This is a genomic window from Streptomyces sp. NBC_01016 (assembly GCF_026341035.1).
In the GTDB taxonomy this organism is placed as follows: Bacteria; Actinomycetota; Actinomycetes; order Streptomycetales; family Streptomycetaceae; genus Streptomyces.
This window is the reverse complement of record NZ_JAPEOQ010000002.1, coordinates 4,020,404-4,039,608: the sequence shown is the minus strand read 5'-3', so window position 1 is coordinate 4,039,608 and position 19,205 is coordinate 4,020,404. Positions and strand designations below refer to the sequence as shown.

The 19,205-nt window shown below is 71.4% G+C and carries 16 protein-coding genes; 6 read left to right on the top strand and 10 right to left on the bottom strand.

From position 1 onward, the window contains the following. Nucleotides 1–92 precede the first annotated feature (92 nt). The gene (locus OG746_RS45015; protein WP_266725371.1) at nucleotides 93–1,223 is read left to right on the top strand and encodes an LCP family protein; all 1,131 of its coding nucleotides are present in this window, start codon (nucleotides 93–95) and stop codon (nucleotides 1,221–1,223) included. Between the two features lie 12 nt (nucleotides 1,224–1,235). Here OG746_RS45015 and OG746_RS45010 read toward each other — a convergent pair whose 3' ends face one another. Next, nucleotides 1,236–1,727, bottom strand: a complete 492-nt coding sequence (locus OG746_RS45010) for a MarR family winged helix-turn-helix transcriptional regulator (RefSeq protein WP_266725370.1) — start codon at nucleotides 1,725–1,727, stop codon at nucleotides 1,236–1,238. A gap of 137 nt (nucleotides 1,728–1,864) precedes the next feature. On the opposite strand from OG746_RS45010, the gene OG746_RS45005 reads away from it, so the two are divergent. Beyond that, a complete protein-coding gene (locus tag OG746_RS45005) occupies nucleotides 1,865–3,358 on the top strand; it encodes a UbiD family decarboxylase (RefSeq protein WP_266725368.1) in 1,494 nt (497 codons plus the stop codon). Here the strand turns inward: OG746_RS45005 and OG746_RS45000 are convergent. Further along, on the bottom strand, nucleotides 3,273–4,244 hold the full coding sequence (locus OG746_RS45000) for a LysR family transcriptional regulator (protein WP_266725366.1): 972 nt from the start codon (nucleotides 4,242–4,244) through the stop codon (nucleotides 3,273–3,275). The two genes, OG746_RS45005 and OG746_RS45000, sit on opposite strands and share 86 nt — an antisense overlap. A gap of 103 nt (nucleotides 4,245–4,347) precedes the next feature. On the opposite strand from OG746_RS45000, the gene OG746_RS44995 reads away from it, so the two are divergent. Beyond that, nucleotides 4,348–5,181, top strand: a complete 834-nt coding sequence (locus OG746_RS44995) for an oxidoreductase (RefSeq protein ID WP_266725365.1) — start codon at nucleotides 4,348–4,350, stop codon at nucleotides 5,179–5,181. A gap of 18 nt (nucleotides 5,182–5,199) precedes the next feature. Here OG746_RS44995 and OG746_RS44990 read toward each other — a convergent pair whose 3' ends face one another. After that, nucleotides 5,200–5,772, bottom strand: coding sequence for a dihydrofolate reductase family protein (locus tag OG746_RS44990; RefSeq protein ID WP_266725364.1), 573 nt, complete (start codon nucleotides 5,770–5,772; stop codon nucleotides 5,200–5,202). Nucleotides 5,773–5,927: 155 nt separating this feature from the next. Here OG746_RS44990 and OG746_RS44985 point away from each other — a divergent pair, with 155 nt between their 5' ends. Beyond that, nucleotides 5,928–6,137: a hypothetical protein gene (locus OG746_RS44985; RefSeq protein ID WP_266725363.1), complete on the top strand. Its 210-nt coding sequence runs from the start codon at nucleotides 5,928–5,930 to the stop codon at nucleotides 6,135–6,137. Between the two features lie 42 nt (nucleotides 6,138–6,179). Here OG746_RS44985 and OG746_RS44980 read toward each other — a convergent pair whose 3' ends face one another. Continuing rightward, the gene (locus OG746_RS44980) at nucleotides 6,180–9,125 is read right to left on the bottom strand and encodes an FAD-binding and (Fe-S)-binding domain-containing protein (RefSeq protein ID WP_266725361.1); all 2,946 of its coding nucleotides are present in this window, start codon (nucleotides 9,123–9,125) and stop codon (nucleotides 6,180–6,182) included. A 306-nt stretch (nucleotides 9,126–9,431) separates the two neighbouring features. Next, nucleotides 9,432–10,700, bottom strand: a complete 1,269-nt coding sequence (locus tag OG746_RS44975; protein WP_266725359.1) for an aspartate aminotransferase family protein — start codon at nucleotides 10,698–10,700, stop codon at nucleotides 9,432–9,434. Nucleotides 10,701–10,865: 165 nt separating this feature from the next. On the opposite strand from OG746_RS44975, the gene OG746_RS44970 reads away from it, so the two are divergent. Both OG746_RS44970 and OG746_RS44965 read left to right on the top strand, forming a co-directional pair. Further along, entirely contained in the window at nucleotides 10,866–12,350 is a 1,485-nt protein-coding gene (locus tag OG746_RS44970) for an NAD-dependent succinate-semialdehyde dehydrogenase (RefSeq protein ID WP_403722490.1), read from the top strand. A gap of 68 nt (nucleotides 12,351–12,418) precedes the next feature. Next, nucleotides 12,419–12,940 carry a DUF3830 family protein gene (locus OG746_RS44965; protein WP_266725357.1) on the top strand — a complete coding sequence of 174 codons (522 nt, stop codon included), beginning with the start codon at nucleotides 12,419–12,421 and terminating at the stop codon, nucleotides 12,938–12,940. A 69-nt stretch (nucleotides 12,941–13,009) separates the two neighbouring features. Here OG746_RS44965 and OG746_RS44960 read toward each other — a convergent pair whose 3' ends face one another. From OG746_RS44960 to OG746_RS44940, 5 genes are read right to left on the bottom strand one after another with little or no spacing between them, the layout of a single operon-like run. Further along, nucleotides 13,010–14,446, bottom strand: a complete 1,437-nt coding sequence (locus tag OG746_RS44960; RefSeq protein ID WP_266725355.1) for an MFS transporter — start codon at nucleotides 14,444–14,446, stop codon at nucleotides 13,010–13,012. Continuing rightward, nucleotides 14,443–14,889, bottom strand: coding sequence for an aconitase X swivel domain-containing protein (locus OG746_RS44955; protein ID WP_266725353.1), 447 nt, complete (start codon nucleotides 14,887–14,889; stop codon nucleotides 14,443–14,445). Before OG746_RS44955 ends, OG746_RS44960 begins: the two co-directional genes overlap by 4 nt. Continuing rightward, nucleotides 14,886–16,166, bottom strand: coding sequence for an aconitase X (locus OG746_RS44950; protein WP_266725352.1), 1,281 nt, complete (start codon nucleotides 16,164–16,166; stop codon nucleotides 14,886–14,888). Before OG746_RS44950 ends, OG746_RS44955 begins: the two co-directional genes overlap by 4 nt. Further along, entirely contained in the window at nucleotides 16,163–17,845 is a 1,683-nt protein-coding gene (gene ilvD, locus OG746_RS44945) for a dihydroxy-acid dehydratase (protein WP_266725351.1), read from the bottom strand. The genes OG746_RS44950 and ilvD overlap by 4 nt, the downstream gene beginning before the upstream one ends. A gap of 12 nt (nucleotides 17,846–17,857) precedes the next feature. Beyond that, nucleotides 17,858–19,150, bottom strand: coding sequence for an FAD-dependent oxidoreductase (locus OG746_RS44940; protein ID WP_266725349.1), 1,293 nt, complete (start codon nucleotides 19,148–19,150; stop codon nucleotides 17,858–17,860). Nucleotides 19,151–19,205 lie beyond the last annotated feature (55 nt).

Below are 19,205 nucleotides of genomic sequence, written 5' to 3'. Positions count from 1 at the left end.
CCTCTCCCCGCACCGACGACGAGAGTCCCGGCAGGCCGCCGCACGCACCACCGCCGGTCCGGGCCGGCCCCTCCATGAAAGGTTCCTCACCGATGGCCACGCGCGAAGGACGACGGTTCCCCCTGCCCAAGCGGAACCCGGACAAGCAGAGCCGCAAGGCCGAGCGCACGCGCAAGGACGAACGCACGCGCAAGCAGCGCATCGTCCGCCGGGTCATCTGGGTCGTCGCACTCCTCCTCGTCGTCTGCCTCGGCACGGCCGGCTGCGCGTACTGGCGTCTGGACCACAACGTGTCCGGCATCGACCTGTCCAAGGTGCTGACCGACACCGACGACTCCGGCGCGATGAACATCCTCGTGATGGGCTCGGACTCCCGCTCCGGTGACAACGGCGACCTCGCCGGGGGCGACACCGGCGGCACCTCGCGCTCGGACACCACGGCCGTCGTGCACATCAACGAGGACCACACCAAGGCCGAGACCGTGTGGATCCCGCGGGACACCCTCGTCGACATCCCCGCGTGCACCGACAGCGACGGCGACACGGTCCCCGCGCATCAGGACGCCATGTTCAACTCGGCGTACAGCGAGGGCGGCCCGGAGTGCACGGTGAAGACCGTGGAGCAGATGTCGGGTCTCGAGCTGAACCACTACGTAGAGCTCGACTTCTCCGGCTTCGTGGACTTCATCGACGACATCGGCGGTGTCACCATCACCACGACCGAGGACATCGACGACCCCGACAGCGGCTTCGACGAGCCGGCCGGCACCCACCACCTCGACGGCGACGAGGCCCTCGCCTTCGTCCGCACCCGGCACGGTGTCGGCGACGGCTCGGACCTGGACCGCATCACCCTGGAGCAGCAGATGGCCACCGCCGTCATCGACCAGGTGAAGGACCTCGACCTGGTCACCCACCCCAAGAAGGCCTACGACCTCGCGTCCGACCTGACGAAGTCCCTGACCACGGACACCGGCCTGGACTCGGTGAGCTCCCTCCTCGGCCTCGGCAAGAGCCTGACCGGCATCGGCGCGGACGACGTCACCCAGGTGACCCTCCCGACCGAGACCGCCCCCAGCGACCCCAACCGCGTCGCCCCCAAGAACCCGGACGCGGACCAGGTCTGGAACGCGCTCAAGAACGACGCGTCCATCCCGTCGTCGATCGTGCACGACCAGCGGGAGAACCCGGCGAACTCGTCGAACTCGTCGAACTCGAAGTGACAACGTGAGGGTTCACGAGCCCTGCTGACGCAACGTCACCCGCCGCAGCATCCGCAGGAACTCCTCCCGCTCCTCCGCCGAGAGCACGTCCAGCAGCTGGTCGCTCACGTCCGTCACGCCGGGCGCCAGGCGGGTCACCAGGTGACGGCCGCTCTCCGTGATGCGGACCAGCTTGCGGCGACGGTCGCGTTCGTCCTTCTCGAGGTCCAGCAGGCCCCGCCGGCGCAGTCGCTCGAGGAGCGGTGCGGCCGTCGACTTGTCGAGGTGGGCCAGGGTGCCGAGCGTGCCCTGGTCCATGTCGCCGTGCAGGTCGAGCAGGCTCAGGACGGTGAACTGCGGGCCGGTGAGGTCCTGGTGGACCTGCTCGTACCAGAGCCGCGTGTGCAGCTGGTTCAGCTGGCGCGCGAGCGGCCCGACCCCGTCGAGTGCCGCCTCCAGTGCCTCGGCGTGCGCGCTCTTTCGGGACGGCGGACGGGACGGCGGACGGGATGTCGAACCGGACATCGGATGGGACCCCTCGCTTGATTAGGACGTACACGTACTTTACCGTGAGGAAAGAAGGACGTGTACGTAATAACTGTGTGTGATGTCTTCGGGGAGGGGCGGCTCCACCGGCCCTCGCCCGCAGGAAAGGGTCTGCAATGACGCAACGCGGCAGCGCGCTCAACTTCCGTGACTTCGTCGAGGAGTTGATCGAGGCCGGCGACGCGGTCGACATCCGTCAACCGGTCAGCCCCACCCTCGAGGTCGGCGCGATCACGCGGCGTGTGTACGAGACCCGCGGCCCCGCCCCCCTGTTCAGCAACCTCACCGAGGGTGCGCCCGGGCATCGCATTCTCGGCGCCCCGGCCGGCCTCACCGGTCGCGCCGACGGCGCGTACGGGCGGCTCGCCGCGCACTTCGGGCTCCCCCGCGAGACCACGCCGCGCGAACTCCTCGAACGTCTCATTTCGGCGATGCACGCCGAGCCCCTCGCTCCGCGCGTCGTGGACGGAGGCCCCTGCAAGGAGAACGTCCTGACCGGCGAGGACGTCGACCTCACCCGCTTCCCCGTCCCGCTGCTGCACGCCGAGGACGGCGGCCGCTACTTCGGGACGTACGGCTTCCATGTGGTGCGCACGCCCGACGGCCGGTGGACGAGCTGGTCCGTCAGCCGCACGATGCTGCACGGGCCGCGCACCCTCGTCGGGCCCGCCATGCCGCAGCAGCACCTCGGCATGATCCACCAGATGTGGCGGGAGCGCGGCGAGCCCACGCCCTGGGCGATGGTCATCGGCGCGCCGCCCGCCGCGCTGGCGGCCGCGGGCATGCCGCTGCCCGCCGAGGTGAACGAGGACGGATATGTGGGCGCCCTCGCCGGCAGCCCCGTCGACGTCGTCAGGACCGAGCTGCACGACCTGCATGTGCCCGCCAACTCCGAGATCGTGCTGGAGGGTTGGATCAGCCCGGACGAGACCGCCCCCGAGGGGCCGATGGGCGAATATCACGGGTATTCGTTCGCCGAGAGCAAGCCGCAGCCCGTCTTCCACGTGGAGACCGTCACCCATCGCGACGAGCCCATCCTGCCGGTGTGCGTGGCGGGGCTTCCGCCGGAGGAGAACCACACCATCTGGGGCACGATGATCTCGGCGACCAGCCTGGACCTGCTGCGCTCCAGCGGGCTGCCCGTCTCCATGGCCTGGTGCTCGTACGAGGCCGCGACGTGCTGGATCGCCGTCTCCCTGGACATCGGACGGCTGGCCGGGATGCGGATGAGCGAACACCAACTGGCCGACGCCGTCGCCGAGGTGCTGTTCGGCTCGCACACCGGCTGGCTCGTCCCGAAGGTGATCCTGGTCGCCGACGACATCGACGTCACCGACATCGACCAGTTGGTGTGGGCGATGGCGACGCGCTACCACCCCGGCACCGGCGAGTACGTGTACCCGCAGGCGCCCGGTATCCCGATGGTTCCCTACCTCACTCCGGAGGAGGTGCGCTCGGGCCGCGGTGGCAAGGCCGTCATCAGCTGCCTGCTCCCCGCTCAACTGGCCGGTGACACACCGGGGATCACCGCTTCGTTCCGGAATTCGTTCCCCGAGGACATCCGGCGGCGTGTGGTCGAGAAGTGGTCGGAGTACGGGTTCCGTCACTGAGGGCCGCGGCGGCGCGCGCGTACGCCTCCACCAGCGGGCGGCGGTCGTCGGCGCGCCAGGCCAGCACGAAGCGGCTGGGTGAGATGCCGTGGACGGGGCGGGTGACGACGCCGCCGAGGGTGACCAGCGGCGCGTTACCGAGCGCGAGCAGGACGACGCCGAGTTCCGCGGCCAGTGCCTCGTACGTCTCCTCGGCGCTGGCCACCTCGGCGCCGATGACCGCGGGTTTCCCGCCGCGGGCGTCGGTGGCGAGCCAGTAGTCCCGCAGCGGGCCCGCGCTGTCGGGCAGCGCGAGGAACGGCTCGTTCAGGAGCTCCGCGAAGTCGATGGTCTCGCGGTCGGCGAGCGGGTGCGTCTCGGCCATGGCGACCAGGCGGGGCTCCTCGGCGACCGGCGACCACCGGTAGCGCTCCTGTTCCGGCAGCGGCAGCCAGACGAACGCCACGTCGCTCGTGCCGTCGGCGAGCCCCGCGGTCGAGTCGTCCCAGGACACCTGGCGGACCCTGAGCCGGGTGTCGGGATGCTCGGCGGTGAAGCGGGAGCGGATCGCCGGCAGCACGCCCCCGCGCCCCGGACTGGTGCTCATGCCCACCACGAGGGCCGACGCCCGCTCGGCCACCACCTTGGCGACCGACTCCCGCGCAGCCTCCCACTCGGCGACCATCCGCTGGGCGTGCGGCAACAGCGCCGCCCCCGCCTCGGTCAGCCGCACTTCGCGCCGGTCACGCTCGAACAGCGCGGCCCCCACCTGCTTCTCCAGCATCCTGATCTGCTTGCTCAGCGCGGGCTGCGAGACGTACAGCCGCTCGGCCGCACGCGTGAAGTGCAACTCCTCGGCCACCGCGGTGAAGTACCTGAGGTCCCGCCCATGAACGTCCATAACCATCGGCTATCACGTCAGATCTTGGACGGGCAACTGGTCTGTACCGCAAGGTAGTTCACAGCGGGGCCACCGACAGCGGCGGCTCCCCCGGTTCGAGGAGAACAGCATGAACAGGGTTTGGCTGGTCACGGGAGCGAGCAGCGGGTTCGGCCGGGCGATCACCGAGGCGGCGGTGGCCGCGGGGGACGTCGTGGTGGCCGCCGCCCGCCGCACCGCGCCGCTCGACGATCTGGTCGCCGCCCACCCGGATCAGGTCGAGACGCTGGCGCTGGACGTGACCGCCATCGACGACGTGCAGGCCGCGGTCGACGGAGTGGCCGCACGGCACGGCCGGATCGACGTTCTGGTCAACAACGCCGGGCGCGGCATGGTCGGGGCGGTCGAGGAGGCCACGGACGCGGAGCTGCGGGACCTGATGGACCTGCACTTCTTCGGCCCGGCCGCGCTCACCCGGGCCGTGCTGCCGCACATGCGCCGCCGCAGCTCGGGCACCATCGTCCAGCTGACCAGCATGGGCGGACGGTTCGCGTTCGCGGGGGTCGGCGCCTACTGCGCCACCAAGTTCGCCCTGGAAGGGCTCTCCGAGGCGCTGGCCGCCGAGGTCGCGCCGCTCGGCATCAAGGTGCTGATCGTCGAGCCCGGCGCGTTCCGCACGGGCTTCGCCGGCACCGAGGCGGTGGCCCCGGCCCCGGTCATGGACGCCTACCAGGACACCGTGGGCCCGGTCGTCTCCGGACTGCCGGGCGGCAGCGGCCAGGAGCCCGGCGACCCGGCCAAGGCCGCTGCCGCCATCCTGACCGCCGTGGACGCCGACGAGCCGCCGCTGCGCCTGCCGCTCGGCAACGACGCGGTCGACGCGATCACCGCCCAACTCGACGGCACACGCGCCGAGTTGGCCACCTGGGAGAAGCTCGCCCGCTCCACCGACTTCGACGCGTGACGGAACGCCGCGAGGACCTCAGCGCACGACGTCGAAGACGTTTTTCTGCAGCCCGTTCGCGTACGCCTCGTGCTCGACGAGCTTCAGGGCTTGCGTGTCCTTGTCCGTCGCACTGAAAAGTCGCTTGCCCGCTCCGAGCAGCAGCGGGAAGACCAGCAGGTGGTAGCGGTCGATGAGGCCCGCGTCCGACAGGTTCTGATTGAGGGTGGCGCTGCCGTGCATGATGATCGGGCCACCCTCGGTCTCCTTCAGCGCGGCGACCTCGTCGAGCGAGCGCAGGATCGACGTCTCGCCCCAACCGGGCACCATGTCACCGGACTTGAGGGTGGTGGACACGACGTACTTCGGCATCGGCTTGTACTCGGCGAACTCCTCCATGCCCGGCCACACCGGGCTGAACGCCTCGTAGCTGACCCGGCCGAAGAGCATCGCGCTCGCCTCGGTCTGCTCCCGGCCCTTGATCTCGAACGCCTCGGGCACGAAGTCGACACCCTTGAAGGTCCACCCGGAGTTGCGGTACCCGGGCTCGCCGCCCGGTGCCTCCATGACTCCGTCGAGGGACACGAAGGCCGTGCTGATCAGCGTACGCATGTCGGATCTCCCTGATTCTTCACTCGTCATCGGTCGGCTCTGCACCAACTAACACTCATGGACCGGCGTGCGCGGCAGAACTCATCGGTATACGGCGGGTCGCGGACGCGAATCGGTCACCCGGCTCATCGCCGCGTCGACTCCCGCTCCCTCAAATGCGCCTGCGTGATGCGCGGAGCGGCCGGTTCCGTACAGGCGATACGGCGACCGCGCTCCTGCTCGCCTTCGACGGGAACCCCATCGGCGTCGGGCTCTACTCCGCGGCGGCCGCGCTCGTCCTGGCGCTGTGCGCGTGGGGGCTGCGGGAGACGTTCCGGGTGCCGACGGCCGAGCTCGGCGAGCCGCAGGGAGAGCAGGTCAACTGACGTCCCTGCGGGCCTCGCCGAACATTGCGCGCACCTCCTCGGTCACCTCGACGCTGCCCGCAGCGCGTCCCTGAGGAGTTCCGCGAGGTGGCGTGGGCGGCGGTCGGAGAGTTGGGTGATCTGGGTGCGGCAGCTGTAGCCGTCCGCGAGGACCACCGTGTCGTCGGCCGCCTCGCGCAGGGCCGGCAGCAGGGCCTGTTCGCCGACCGCGACCGACACGTCGTAATGGCCGTCCTCGAAACCGAAGTTGCCGGCCAGGCCGCAGCAGCCGGAGTCGAGGCGGCCGCTGTCCACGCCGACGCGGGCGAGCACCCGGTCGTCCGCCTTGCTGCCGAGCGTGGCGTGCTGGTGGCAGTGGGTCTGGGTCAGGGCGGTGACGTCGTCGAGGCGGCCGAAGTCGACGTCGGGGGCGCGCTGGTCGAGGAGTTCGGCGAGCGTCATGGTCTGCTCCGCCAGGCGCTTGGCGCGGGGGTCGTCGGGGAACAGCTCCGTGGCGTCCGTGCGGAACAAGGACGTGCAGCTGGGCTCCAGGCCGATCAGCGGCATCCCCTCCTGGAGGTAGGGGTCGACCGCCTTGAGGGTGCGGTCCAACACCTTCTTGGCCATGTCGAGTTGGCCCGTCGTGTGCCAGGTCAGGCCGCAGCACAGGCGGTCGGGCGGCAGGACCACCTCGAAGCCGGCGTGTTCGAGGACGAGGACCGCGGCGCGGCCGACCTCGGGCGACATGAACTCGGTGAAGGTGTCGGGCCAGAGGAGGACCTTGCCCCGGCTGCCGGGTGCCGGCGCGTTGCGGCGCTTCTTGAAGCTCGTACGGAAGCGGCGCCCGGCGAAGGGCGGGACGGGGCGCTCCGGGGCGATGCCGCCCGCCTTCTTAAGAAGTGTGGCGGCCTTCTTGTTGCGCGTCACCGCGTTGACCAGGCTCGGTGCGAGGCCCGCGAGGTGGGACCACAGGGGAAGCCAGCCGAGTGCGTAGTGGGAGGCGGGGCGGCGCTTGCCCTTGTAGTGGTGGTGCAGGAACTCCGCCTTGTAGGAGGCCATGTCCACGCCCACGGGGCAGTCGCTCTTGCAGCCCTTGCAGGACAGGCACAGGTCGAGTGCCTCGGCGGCCTCCTCCGACTGCCAGCCGTCGGTGATGACGTCGCCCTGCACCATTTCGTACAGCACGCGTGCGCGCCCGCGCGTGGAGTCCTTCTCGTCCCCGGTGGCGCGGTAGCTGGGGCACATCACGCCGCCGGACGCGGTGCGGCACTTGGCGATGCCGACGCAGCGGCGCAGCGCCTTCGTGAGGTCGCCGTCGTCCTCGGCGAGGGCGAGCGTGGTGGTGAGCGAGAGGGTGGGGCGGTGGCCCGCGGTGATGCGCAGGCGTTCGTCGGCGGGGCGGGGGTGGACGAGGATGCCGGGGTTGAGCCGGTTCTCCGGGTCCCAGATCGCCTTGAACTCGCCGAAGGCGTCGATGGCCTCCTCGCTGTAGACGAGCGGGAGGAATTCGGCGCGGGCCTGCCCGTCTCCGTGCTCGCCGGAGAGCGTGCCGCCGTGCCGGGCGACGAGTTCGGCGGCGTCCTTCATGAACGTACGGAAGGTGCGCACGCCTTCGGCCGTCGCGTGGTCGAAGTCGATGCGGATGTGCACGCAGCCCTCGCCGAAGTGGCCGTACGGGGTGCCCTGGAGGCCGTGCGATTCCAGGAGCCCGGCCAGGTCGCGCAGGTAGTCGCCGAGGTGCTCGACGGGGACGGCGGAGTCCTCCCAGCCGGGCCACGCCTCGGAGCCGTCGGGGGCGCGGGTGGCGAGGCCCGAGCTGTCCTCGCGGATGCGCCACAGGGCGGCCTGTTCGGCCGGGCTCTGTACGAGGCGTACGTCGACGGCGCCGGTGTCCTTCAACAGGGCGTCGGCGCGGGCCTGTTCGGCCTCGGGGTCGGGCGTCGCGTCCGCGTGGCCGAACTCGCACAGCAGCCAGCCCGCACCCTCGGGCAGCATCTCCTCGGGGCGGGCGTCGGGGACGTTGCGGCGCAGCGCCGCGACCTGGTCGCCGCCCAGGCCCTCGCAGGCGATGGGTTCGTGGCGCAGCACGTGCTGGGCCGCGTCGCCGGCGGCCGGGAGGTCGGCGAAGCCGAGGGCCACGAGGGTGCGGCGGGCCGGGAGGTCGACGAGCTTGACGGTGGCCGAGACGACGACCGCGCAGGTGCCTTCGGTTCCGACCAGCGCTGCCGCGAGGTCGAAGCCCCTCTCCGGCAGCAGGTGTTCGAGGCTGTAGCCGGAGACCTGGCGGCGGAAGCGGCCGAACTCCGTGCGCAGCATGGCCAGATGCCGGTCGCGCAGATCACGCAGGCGGGCGTGGATCTCACCGGTGCGGCCGCCCTCGTCTATGACGTGCTGCAGTTCGTCGGCGTCGAGGGAGCGCAGCCGAATGCGCTCGCCGTCGTAGGTGAGGACCTCGAGTTCGACGACGTTGTCGGCGGTGCGTCCCCAGGCCACCGAGTGGGTGCCGCAGGCGTTGTTGCCGATCATGCCGCCGATGGTGCAGCGGGCGTGCGTGGAGGGGTCGGGGCCGAAGCGCAGGCCGTGCGGCTTGCAGGCGTCCTGGAGGCGGTCGAGGACGACACCGGGTTCGACGCGGGCGGTGTGCGCCTCGGCGTCGATCTCGACGATGCGGTTCAGGCTGCGCGACGTGTCGATGACGACGCCGTCGCCGACGGCCTGCCCCGCGATTGAGGTGCCCGCACCGCGCAGGGTGACGGCGACGTCGAGGGCGTGGCAGGCGGCGAGCGCCGCGGCCAACTCGTCGGTGTCGGCGGGCAGCACGACGGCCGCGGGCACCTGCCGGTACACGGAGGCGTCCTGCGCGTACTCGGAGCGCCGCCGCTTCCCGAAGGCGACCTCGCCGTGCGGCACGGCCTCCCGCAGTGCGCGCTCCAGCTTCTGCAGCGTCGCCGGGTCGGGCGCGTCCGGGCGGGGCGCGGCGGATCCGGTCGTGGCTACGGGGGCGGACATGGTGGCTCCTTCGGGCGGGGCGGTGGGCTGCGCGGGCGGGCGGGGTGGTGGGTTGAGGGTCTCAAGATCGTTGCGCCGATGTGACGGAACTGGTCATCGCGGGTCGTGCGGGGTTCGGGGTGGGCGGTGGGGAGGTGCTGCCCGCACCGGGACCGCCCCTCTGGGGCGGCCCGATTGCCCACAGGGGCGGCGGTCCGAAGCCCACAGGGATGGCGGCGCAACGCACTGTCGCCCCGGCACGGCGGCGGCCGGCCGGGGCGACAGTGGTCCTCAAGGGCGACGCCGCCCCCGGTCCTGCCGGAGGTGTCAGCCGAGGACCGCCGCGACCGACTCGCGCCACAGCCCCAGGCCCTCGTCGATCTCCTCGCCGTTCACGACCAGCGGCGGGATCATCCGGACGACCTGGCCCTGTGTCCCGCAGGTGAGCAGCAGCAGACCGCGCTCGGACGCGGCGGCGTGCACGCGGGCGGCGGTGGCGCCGTCCGGCTCGCCGTCGGCGGTGACGAACTCGGTGCCCGCCATGAGGCCGAGGCCGCGGACGTCGCCGATGCCGCCCTGCCCGCCGACCGGGTAGGCCTCCGCGACCTCGCGCAGTCCGGCGAAGAGCTGCTGGCCGCGCTCGGCGGCGTTCTCGACGAGCTTCTCCTCCTGGATCACGTCGAGCGTGGCGATGGCGGCGGCGCACGCCACCGCGTTGCCGCCGTACGTGCCGCCCTGCGAGCCGGGCCATGCCCGCGCCATCAGCTCCTTGGACGCGGCGATCGCGGACAGCGGGAAGCCGCTGGCCAGACCCTTGGCGGTGACGATGATGTCGGGCTTGCCGTCGAAGTGGTCGTGGCCCCAGAACTTGCCGGTGCGCCCGAAGCCGGTCTGCACCTCGTCGATGATCAGCAGGATGCCGTGCCGGTCCGCGCGCTCGCGCAGGCCGCGCAGGAAGGCCGTGTTCGCGGGAACGTAGCCGCCCTCGCCGAGGACCGGCTCCACGATGAACGCGGCGGTGTCGGCGGGCGTGGTGACGGTGGCGAGCAGCTGGTCCAGCTCGCGCAGCGCGAACTTGGTCGCGGTCTCCTCGTCCCAGCCGTAGTAGAAGGTGTTGGGGAACGGCGCGAGCGCGACGCCCGACATCAGCGGCCCGTACCCGGAGCGGAACTTGGTGGCCGACGTGGTCATCGACGCGGCGGCGAGCGTACGGCCGTGGAAGCCACCCTGGAAGGCGACGATGTTGGGCCGACCGGTGGCCTGCTTGGCGAGGCGCATCGCGGCCTCGACGGCCTCCGAACCAGAGTTGACGAAGAAGAGCGAGTCGAGTCCGTTCGGCAGTACCTCGCCCAGGCGCGCGCTGAGGGTCTGCAGCGGCTTGTGCATCACGGTCGTGTACTGGCCGTGGATGAGCTTGCCGACCTGCTCCTGTGCTGCGGCCACCACCTTCGGGTGGCAGTGCCCGGTGGACGTGACGCCGATGCCGGCGGTGAAGTCCAGGTGGGCGCGGCCCGACTCGTCGTAGAGACGGACGCCCTCGCCGCGTTCGGCCAGGACGGGGGTGGCCTGCTTGAGGACGGGGGACAAGGCACTCATGGACGGCTCCTCGCTCGGTGACCGCGGTGATTCACGGATCTTCTACGGAGATCAACATCAGGCCGCGTCGTAGGATTGTCAACAACCTACACTCATGCAAGCATGCAATTCGGCGGCTGTCCACGAGTGAGCCGGGCCGGGAGTTTCAAAACCACGGGAGTCGAAGTGAGTGCAGTGACCGAACAGCAGACAGAGCGCGAGCGGACCGTCGTCGCCTCCGTGCCCGACGGACTGTTCATCGGCGGCAGCTGGCGTCCGGCGGCCTCCGGCGCGACCTTCGGCGTCGAGGACCCCTCTCTCGCCCGTGAGCTGCGCACCGTCGCCGACGCGGGCGCCGAGGACGCGCGCGCCGCCGCCGAGGCAGCGGCGGCCGCGCAGGAGTCCTGGGCGGCCACGGCGCCGCGCGAGCGCAGCGAGATCCTGCGCCGCGGCTACGAGCTCCTCATGCAGCGCCAGGACGAGCTCGCCCTTCTGATGACACTCGAAATGGGCAAGCCGCTGGCCGAGGCGCGCGGCGAGGTGGCGTACGCCGCCGAGTTCTTCCGCTGGTTCGCCGAGGAGGCCGTCCGGATCGAGGGCGGCTACCAGGCCTCCCCCGACGGCAAGGACCGCTTCGTCGTGATGAAGCGCCCGGTCGGCCCGGTGCTGCTGATCACGCCGTGGAACTTCCCGCTCGCCATGGGCACCCGGAAGATCGGCCCGGCGATCGCTGCGGGCTGCACGATGATCGTGAAGCCGGCCGAGCAGACCCCGCTGACGATGCTGAAGCTCGCCGAGATCATGACCGACGCGGGCGTGCCCGCGGGCGTTCTGAACGTGCTCACCACGTCGCGCCCCGGTGAAGTCGTCGAGCCGCTGCTGCGCGGCGGCACGATCCGCAAGCTGTCCTTCACGGGCTCCACGGCCGTCGGCCGGCTCCTGATCGAGCAGAGCGCCGAGCACGTGCTGCGGGTGTCGTTGGAGCTGGGTGGCAACGCGCCGTTCATCGTGTGCGAGGACGCCGACCTGGACAAGGCCGTCGAGGGTGCGATGGCCGCCAAGATGCGCAACATCGGCGAGGCGTGCACGGCCGCGAACCGCCTGTACGTGCACGAGTCCGTCGCCGCCGAGTTCGCCGAGAAGCTCTCCGCCCGGATGGCCTCGCTCGCGGTCGGCCGCGGCACCGACGACGGCGTCACGGTCGGTCCGCTGATCGACGAGGACGGCCGCGGCAAGGTGGAGGAGCTGGTCGCCGACGCCGTCGAGCGTGGCGCGAAGGTCCTGACCGGCGGCGAACGCGCCGAGGGCGAGGGCTACTTCTACACCCCGACCGTCCTCACCGGCGTCTCCCCCGACTCCGCCCTGATGAGCCAGGAGATCTTCGGCCCCGTGGCCCCGATCCTCACCTTCACCGACGAGGACGAGGTCGTCGCCGCGGCCAACGACACCGAGTACGGCCTGGTCTCCTACCTGTTCACGGAGAACCTGGAGCGCGCCTTCCGGCTCTCCGAGCGTCTGGAGACCGGCATGGTCGGCCTCAACAAGGGCGTCGTCTCCAACCCCGCGGCCCCGTTCGGCGGCGTCAAGGCCTCGGGCCTCGGCCGTGAGGGCGGCCGGGTCGGCATCGACGAGTTCCTGGAGACGCGCTACCTGGCGATGCCGCTCGGCTGACAGGCGGCCTCGAACCCACTTACCTTGCCCCTACGTTGATCACCGATCAGACCGGAGCGACGACACCCATGGACCGTTTCATCGAGGTCTCCCTGCCCAAGCGCGGCGTCACCGCCACCGCCAAGCTGCTCGACGACCGCGCCCCGATCACCTGCGAGGCGATCTGGAACGCCCTGCCGCTGGGCAGCGACGTCTACCACGCGAAGTACGCGCGCAACGAGATCTACACCCTGGTGCCCGCCTTCGCCCCGCAGGAGCCCCCGCTGGAGAACCCGACGATCACGCCGATCCCCGGCGACCTGTGCTACTTCACGTTCTCCAACACCCAGATGAGCACGGCCTCCTACGGCTACGAGGCCGCCGCCGAGCAGCAGGGCAACCAGGCTGCGCACGCGGAGCGCGACATCGTCGTCGACCTCGCCCTGTTCTACGAGCGCAACAACCTCCTCATCAACGGTGACCAGGGCTGGGTTCCCGGCATCGTCTGGGGCACGGTCGTCGAGGGCCTCGACCGGCTCGCCGAGGCGTGTCAGGACCTGTGGCGGACGGGCGCTGTCGGGGAGTCGCTGCAGTTCAAGCGTGCGGAGTGAGTACCTAGGCAGGGAAGAAAAGGGGCGGGCCGGATTCTCCGGCCCGCCCCTTTCGCCGTTCCTCCGCACTCAGGCCGGGGACGAACCCGCCCGCGACGACGGGGTGACCGGTGCGACGGGCGCCGCGTCCACCGCCGCACCGCTCAACGCACCCTCGGCGTCGGCCGGCATTCTGCGCTGCACCCGGCCCAGTACGAACAGCACCAGGACCATCACGGCGGGGCAGATCGCGAAGATACTGAACGCGCCCTGTGCCCCGAGACCGGCATCGAGGATGACGCCGCCGAGCCAAGGACCCAGCATGGCGCCGGCCTTGGCGACCGAGGACGCCCAGCCTGCGCCGTTGGCGCGGATCTCCGTCGGGTAGAACGTGCCCGCGATGCTGGTGATACCGCCGTGCCCGCCGTTGACGAACATCTTCGCGCCGATGACGAAGCCGACGTACACGGCGGGTGCGAGCACGCCGCTGCCGAGCACGAGCATGCAGACGACGGCGGCCAACGGCATCCACAGAATCGTGCCCGCGCCCTTCTTGTCGACGAAGCGGCTGATGAACAGCTGCCCGACGGCGCCCGCGACGCTGGCCAGAGCGGCGATGGTGGCGGCCGCGCTGACGCTGAAGCCCATCTGCTCGTTGATCATCGGCGTCCAGAAGACCAGGAAGTAGATCAGCGCGGACGACAGCAGGTAGACCAGCCACAACAGGGGCGTGATGGCGGCGAGGTGGCCGCGGAAGAGCTGTGCGGGGGTGAACCGCTTCCCCGCGAACGCCTGCCCCGGGGTCTCGGCGGTGAAGCGGGTCCCGGGCTCGAAGGACAGGCCCGGCTGGAAGCGGACGAGGATGCGTGCGATGCGCTCGTCGCTGCCGGGGCGGGACTTCAGCGCCAGGAACCGCACCGACTCGGGCACCAGCGTCAGCACCCCGGCGAGGGTCAGCAGCGAGCACACGCCGCCGACGACGAACACCGTGCGCCAACCGTGTTCCGGTATCAGCCAGTTGGAGACCGGGCCGCCGGCCGCCCCGCCGAGCGTGTAGCCGACCATGATGATCGCGACGGACGTCACCCGGAACCGCTTCGGCGCGAACTCGGCCGCCAGCGCCCAGGTCAGCGGGAGCACGCCACCGAGGAAAAGTCCGGAGACGAAGCGCAGCACGAACAGATGCCCGTACGTGTCCGCCAGGGCGAAGGCGATCATGAAGATGCCGAAGCCCGCGACGGAGATCGTGATGGTGGGGCGCCGTCCCATCCGGTCCGCCAGGTAGCCCATGATCAGCGCGCCGATCATGGTGCCGAAGAGACCGACCGTGCCCAGGGTGCCCAGTTGGGTGCCGGTGAGGTCGAAGTCCTTGCGGATGTAGGTGGCGGCGAACGACAGGATCTGGAAGTCGAATCCGTCGAGGAACGTGATCACGAAGCAGACGGCGTACATCAGCAGCCAGCGGCGGCTCGCGTGCTGGCGCTCGATGACCGGGGCCAGCTCCACGACGGGTGGTGAGGCTCTCACGGGGTCTCCTCGGGGGACGGTGGTGCGGCGGGGTAGACCGTGACGGTGCCGTGCTCGGCGTCGATGCGGACGCGGTCGCCGGTGCGGATGGCGAGGAGGGGATCGCGGTCCAGATCGGTCACGGTGGGGACGCGCGTGACGACGGCGCCGAGCGCGGCCTTGCTGGTCGTCGTCGTGTAGATCATGCCGAGGGGCGCGGTACCGGCGAGCCGTGTGGCCTGGAAGAAGCCGGACCAGCCGGAGGAACCCTTGGCGCCGGGGAAGACCAGGATCTTCCCCGCGAACGACACGCCGTACAGGGCGTGCCGGCGTTCGATCACGACGCCGCGGGCCGGGTCGATGCCGCCCCAGCCGGAGATCGTCTCGGGCGACACCAGTGCCTCGCCCTCCACGACGCCGGGGACGACGGTCCTGCCGTGCAGGACGACGCTCGGGGCGCTCATCGCAGCTCTCCCTTCCAGGTGCCGGTGACGGCCGCGTCGACGCAGTCGGCGAGGGTGCCGAACCAGGCCTCGATGCCGAGGATCGCGGGCAGGTAGTGGGCCTGTTTCGCCGAGTCGGTGGCGAAGACGCGGGTGCCGGGCGGCGCCGAACGGGACATCGCCGGGCAGGAGTCGGTGAGGACGCGGGCGCCCGCGCGCTCGATGGTCGCCGTCCAGCCGTTGCGGTCGGCGACGGTCCGCAGGGCGCGCGGCACCATCAGCCACAGCTGGGTCGAGGAGTGCAGCCGCCGCCCTTCGAGGAGCCGGGCGGTGTCGCGGACCTGGTCCAGGGAGGCGTGCGGGCAGCCGAGGAGGACGAAGTCGACGTCGGTGCTGTCGCCCTGGGAGTTGAGGTCCTCGTAGACGGCGCGGCGCTCGCGCTCCCCGTACGGCACGGCCTCGGGCACGGCGCGCCCGCCGAAGGCCGTCCGCAGGTCGGGCGCCTCCGGGGTGATGCCCGGGAGGTGGTAGATCTCGACGCCGCCGGAGGAGGCGGCGGCCGCTCCGAAGTGCTTGAGGTCGAGCAGGTCAGGGTGGGCCAACTCGCCTGTGACGACCGGTCGTTCCTCCTGGACGAGGCCGCCCGCGAAGTAGCCGAGCATGCCCCAGTCGAGCGCCCCGGAGATCGGCGTGCGGGCATCGATGTGGTGGGTGCCGTGGCGGTTCTCGGCGCGGTGGTTGCCCCAGCACGGGATGCGGCCGGTGAGCGAGGCGGCTCCGGTGGAGGCGGCGCCCTCGCAGTTGGTTCGGGCGCCGAGCACGGAGTTGGCGTAGACGACCGCGGAGGATTCCATCCAGGCCACGTGCTCGCCGCGTACGGGGATGTTGCCGACCTGGTACGGCGTGCAGGTGGCGAGGATGCTGACGCCCTTGCTGCTGTAGAAGGCCTCGGCGTCCGTCTGCAGTTCGACGAGTTCCTTCGGGTAGGGAGCGGTGCCCTGCGCGTCGGGGCCGAAGCTCTGCTGGAGCTGGCAGGTCGGCACCTTCATGTCGGGGACGGCGAAGTCGTCGTCGCTGTCGAGGTTGAGGACGGCGTACGCCTTGTTCCAGCCGCCTTCCTTGACGAGGCGGGCCTTGGCGGGCGAGGGCTGCGTCATGGTGCCGGCGACGTTGCGCACGTCGCACAGTTCCTCGGCGTCCAGGGCGCGGCCGTAGCGGACCAGGAGGTCCATGGCGGCCGCGGCGGCGGGGCCCTCGGCGCCGTCGAGCAGGGCCTTGTCGGTGTCGCTGAGTTTCACGCGGGCGTGGGTCCTTCCTCGATGGTGACCGCGCCCTGTTGCAGGGGGCGGACCGTGCGGCGGTAGACGGCCAGCCAGCCGCGTCCGCCGTCCGCGTACGCGGTGACGGGGGTGCGGGCGGCCAGTTCCTCGTCCGGTACGAGCAGGTCGGCGCGGCGGGTGGTGAGATCGATGGAGATCGTGTCGCCGTCGCACACCAGGGCCAAAGGACCGCCCGCGGCGGCCTCCGGGGACACCTCGCCGACGACGATGCCCTTGTTGACGAGGCCGGAGAGCTGCCCGTCGGTGACGACGGCGACCTTGCCGGTGAGTCCGGCGCCGTCGAGTGCGAAGACGGGCCGGGAGGCCATGCCCATGCCGGGTGTGCCGGTGGGGCCGAGGCCGCGCAGCACCAGTACCTGTCCGGGCCGCACGTCGCCGGCCTTGAGCCCGTCGAGGGCGTCCTGCGGGGTGTCGTACACCTTGGCGGGGCCGGTGAACGACGGCGGGCGATCCTCGTCGACGGCGAGTTTGACGATGCCGGTGGCGGGTGCGAGCGAGCCGCGGACCAGGACGATCGTGGGGCGGCGGCCGTGCGGCCGGGTGAGCGGGCGGATCACCTCGGGGTCGGCGGGCCCGCGGCCGTCGAGGTCCTCGCCGAGGGTGCGTCCGGTGACGGTGCGGGCGTCGGTGTGCAGCAGGTCGCGCAGTTGCCACAGCAGCCCGGCCGCGCCGCCCGCCGCCTCGAACTCCTCGATGGATACGGGTCCGTTGGGCCGCACGGCGGCGAGGAGCGGCACCCGGTCCGCGAGGCGTTCGTACAGTCCGTAGACATCAACGCCGTTTCCCGCCTCCTCGGCGACCGCCTGCAGATGTTTGACGGAGTTGATGGAGGCGCTGACGGAGAGCATGGCGGTGACCGCGTTCTCGAAGGCCTCGCGGGTCAGCAGGGCGCGCGGACGCAGGTCCTGCCGTACGAGGTCGACGATCCGGCTGCCCGCGGCCCGCACGTCGTCCCACATCTTCGGGCTGTTGGCGAGCACGGGCGTGGAGCCCGGCAGTGCCATGCCGAGGGCCTCGCAGGCGATGTGCATGGAGTTGGCGGTGCCCATGCCGGCGCAGACACCGGGCCCGGCGACGGCGTTCTCGCTCATGCCGGTCAGCTCGTCGAGGGTGATGCGGCCCTGGGCGTGGTGGCCCGCGCCGAGGAAGACGTCCTCGATGTCGCAGTGGCGTCCGGCGAAGGTGCCGCAGGGCTGGTAGCCGCAGCCGACGACGACGGTCGGCAGGTCGAGCCTGGCCGCCGCCATCAGTTGGCCGGGGGCGGTCTTGTCGCAGGAGGCGAGGGTGAGCATGCCGTCGAGCTGGGCGCCCTCGACGGCCGCCTCGATGTCGTGGCTGATCAGGTCGCGGGCGGAGAGGATGTAGCCGCCGCGGCCGCCCGCGCTGTGGATGAAGTCGCTGGGGGCGACGGTGCGGACCTCGAAGCCGATGCCGCCCGCCGCGTCGATCGCCTCCTTGGCGGCAGCGGCGACGGCGTCGAGGTGGCTGTAACAAGTGGCGAGCTGGGACGAGGAGTTGACGATGGCGATCTTCGGCTTGGCCATGTCCTCGTCGGTGAGGCCGAGGGCCCGCCACTGGGCCCTGCGGACGGCCCACGGGGACGTTCCCGGGGTGTAGTTGCTGCGGAGGTCGGTCATGAGCGGGCTCCCTCAGTCGTCGACGTTGGCGGCAAGGCGGGCGCGCAGGGCGGAGAGGTCGATGGCGTGCACGCTGCCGTCGGGCCCGGCGAGGTCCAGGGCGTGCGCGGCGCCCACGCCCATCGCCGCGCAGGGGCCCATGACGCGGACGCTGGACAGTGCGGCGGCGTCGCCGTCGGCGCAGCGCCCCGCGGCGGCGAGGTTGTCGCAGTCGGGCGAGAGCAGGGAGCGCAGCGGCACGTAGTGGACATGGTCGGGGCCGAAGGTCTCCCAGACGTATCCGTCGGCGCGGTCGTGCAGTTCGACGGGCCAGGCGGTGCGGGCGACGGCGTCGTCGAAGCGGGTGCCGGCGCGGACCTCGTCGAGGGACAGCTGGTGGACGCCCTTGATCCAGCGGGTCTGGCGCCGCCCGGGGAAGCCGTACGAGCGGACCTTCGCCCTGCCGAACGCCTTGGGGAACTCGGCGCGCAGGAACTCCACCACACGGTCGGCCTGTTCGCGCCCGTCGAGTTGGGCGGACGACGCCTCGACCGGGTCGAGCGGGGCGGGGACGTGGGTCATGTTCAGTACGGCGGTGCCTCGGCCGGGGAAGAAGAACGCGAGGCCGTCGCGGCGGATCAGGCCCCAGTCGGCGGCCTGGCCGTGGACGCGCTCGGCGAGTTCCTCGCGGCCCGGCTTGTGTTCCTCGTCGAGGTGTTCCAGGACGATCTGCTGCGAGCCGTAGATCGTGCGCTCCGGAACCCGGCAGGGCAGTCCGGCCTCCCAGGCGAGGGCGGCGTCGCCGCTGGCGTCGACGAAGCCGGGGGCGGCGACGCGTACGGGGCCGTAACGGGTCGCGAAGGAAGCGGAGTTGATGCGCCGGCCTTCGCGTTCGACGCCGGTGAGCGAGGCTCCGAGCACGACGCGGATGCCGAGTTCGCGGATGCGCCGCTCCACCCACCGGCCGAGGGCCACCTCGTCGTAGCTGACGGTCATGGTGTGGCTGCGGTTGTGGTGCAGATCGCCGGAGGCTCCCAGGTCGGCGAAGATCCCGTCGAAGATGCCGTGGGTGAGCTGCCGGTAGTCCGGGCCGTTGCCGTACACGCCGCAGAACAGGCCGATCAGCGAGTTGACCATCTGCCCGCCGAGCACGGGCAGGCTGTCGACGAGGACGACGTCGCGGCCGAGCCTGGCGCTCTCCACGGCGGCCGAGACGCCGGCGACACCCGCCCCGACCACGCAGACATCGGCGTCGAGGTCGTGTCGGGCGGCGCCCGCGGGCCTGGTCACGGTGCGGACCTTCAGCTCGGTCAGGGCATGGGGCATGGAGGTCTCCCGGTGCGAGGGGGTGCGGGTGTGCGGCCTGGTGTGCGATGCAGGT